General features: G+C 30.7%; 2 protein-coding genes. Both read left to right on the top strand.

The features are described 5' to 3' along the window. Window positions 1–170: 170 nt before the first annotated feature. Window positions 171–1,865: a transcription termination factor Rho gene (rho, locus tag U9R42_09275; protein MEA3496211.1), complete on the top strand. Its 1,695-nt coding sequence runs from the start codon at window positions 171–173 to the stop codon at window positions 1,863–1,865. 10 nt (window positions 1,866–1,875) lie between these two features. Next, a complete protein-coding gene (locus U9R42_09270) occupies window positions 1,876–2,499 on the top strand; it encodes a thiamine phosphate synthase (protein ID MEA3496210.1) in 624 nt (207 codons plus the stop codon). Window positions 2,500–2,551: the final 52 nt, after the last annotated feature.

Here is a 2,551-nt window from a genome sequence, read left to right as displayed (position 1 = left end):
TTCTTTTGTAAATAAGAAAAATGCCTATCTTTGCCCTCATTAACACATTTTCATATTCTTCTAATTATTCCATTTTTTTCAAAAAACGAGAAAGAGTAACCTTAGTTACAACATTGATGTTTCACTTATTTTGCTGACTTTCAAAAAACTATACAAATAAACAAAAATACATGTATTCAATAAAAGAATTAAATTCAAAACTAAAAGTTGAACTGAACGATGTTGCCAAAGAAGTTGGTGTAACATATTATACACGAATGAGAAAGGACGAGCTTATTGAAAAAATTATTAAAGCACAGGGTAAAAGCGGAATTCCTATTAAGAAGGAAAAAGTTAAAATAGAATCTGATAGTTCAAAAAGGAGAGTAAGGAAAAAAGTTGTTACACAGGAAAAAATTTTTAGTACACTTAATCCTGAAGCAAATAAAGACATCCTTCCTAAAGAAGATCCTCGCAAAACACTCAAAAAAAATAAGGAGAAAAATTTTAACCCTGAAGATGATGCATTTGCTAAGCTTTATACACCTCCTAAAAAAGAAGAATCTAAAGAAAAAGAAACTGAAATAAAAGCTGAACAAAAAATAGAAAAAAAACTTGAGCCAAAGTTTGAACAAAAATTTGAACCAAAAAAGGAAATAAAACCGGAAAAGAAAATTCCAATTATTGGAAAAAAACAGGAGAAGATAGCTCCTAAAGTAGCTGAAACGGAAAATCTAAAAAATAAAAAGAGTATTCAGGGATCTTACAATCTTGACGGACTTATTCATAATGAAGGAGTACTGGAATTATTACAAGAAGGATATGGCTTTTTACGATCTCCCGATTTCGATTATATGCCATCACCTGATGATATTTATGTATCACCATCTCAAATCAAACTTTTCGGACTTCGTACAGGAGATACAATTAGTGGCTCAATACGACCACCAAAAGATGGGGAAAAATATTTCGCTCTTATCCACCTTGATGCTATAAATGGTCTTGACCCTGCAAGTGTTCGTAACAGAATACCTTTTAAGCATTTAAAACCCCTTTTTCCTGACGAAAAATTTGATATAACAACAAATGTAGATGCATTTTCAACAAGGATAATGGATCTTTTTTGCCCTATTGGAAAAGGACAAAGAGGCTTACTTGTTTCTCAGCCAAAAACAGGAAAAACAGTACTACTTCAGCAAATTGCAAATGCAATTGCGAAAAATCAACCAAATGCTTATATGATGGTGCTTCTTATAGATGAACGACCTGAGGAAGTAACAGATATGGAAAGAAATGTTAATGCCGAAGTTCTTTCATCAACTTTTGATGAACCTGCTGAAAAGCATGTTAAACTTGCAAATATTGTTTTATCAAAAGCAAAAAGAATGGTTGAATGCGGTATTGATGTTGTTATCTTGCTTGATTCAATAACTCGTCTTGCACGTGCATTTAACACTGTTGCTCCTGCATCAGGTAGGGTTCTTACAGGAGGTATTGATTCACAGGCACTTCACAAGCCAAAAAGATTTTTTGGTGCTGCCAGAAATGTTGAAAATGGTGGTTCGCTCACAATACTTGCCACAGCATTAATTGATACAGGTTCCAGAATGGATGAAGTTATCTTTGAGGAATTTAAAGGAACAGGAAATATGGAACTTATGCTTGACAGAAAGCTTGCAAATAAACGTATTTATCCTTCAATGGATGTCCCTTCTTCAAGTACACGTAGAGAAGAATTACTTATTGATAGCAATATTCTTCAAAGAACATGGATATTACGAAAATACTTGTCGGATATGAATCCTGAAGAAGCAATGACATTCTTAAAAGATAGAATGAAAAATACAAAATCAAACGAAGAATTTTTAATTTCAATGAACAGTTAATATTTGAGGTGTGGAGGATAATAAATTAATAATCATATTTACAACTAATCATCAGTATGATAATGAGGCTGAAATTATAAGTAAAATGCTCAAAGAAGGACTTTCTTTTATACATTTAAGGAAACAAAGTTATTCAACTAAATATGTTTCAGAGTTAATTGAAAAAATTCCTTCCGAATTTCATAAAAGAATTATCCTTCATAGTCATTTTAAGCTTTTAAAAAAATATGATCTTGGTGGAGTTTATTTTTCTGAGAAAAAACGTAAAAATAAAATTTATAGATTGTTTTTTACATCGACTATAAAAAAAAGGAAGTTAATAATTTCTATTTCACACAAGAGTACACGTAAAATATCAAAAAGCCCGAATTATTATTCATATTTTTTCCTTACATCCTTATTCTCATCAATTTCAGAAAATGGTAAACATCTTTTTAAAGATAAAAATAAGCTATTAAATTTTTTAGGAAATACAAATAGAACTATTATTGCTCAAGGAGGAATAGATATTTTAAATATTGACGACCTTAAAGAAGTAGGATTTAATGGTATTGCACTACATAGCACTATCTGGCGAGCAAAAGACCCTGTTAAAACATTTATTGAAATCAAAGAAAAATGGTTGGAACAGTAAAAACTAAAAGAAAATAATAGTTTATGGGTGAAATTCCCCTTTACCTACTCGA

Source organism: Bacteroidota bacterium, assembly GCA_034723125.1.
Taxonomy (GTDB): Bacteria; Bacteroidota; Bacteroidia; order CAILMK01; family JAAYUY01; genus JAYEOP01.
This window is presented reverse-complemented; position numbering and strand designations above follow the sequence as displayed.

What these genes read in the sequence shown, in the direction of transcription:
- rho (MEA3496211.1), top strand. Translation starts at nt 171, where the DNA reads ATGTATTCAATAAAAGAATTAAATTCAAAACTAAAAGTTGAACTGAAC.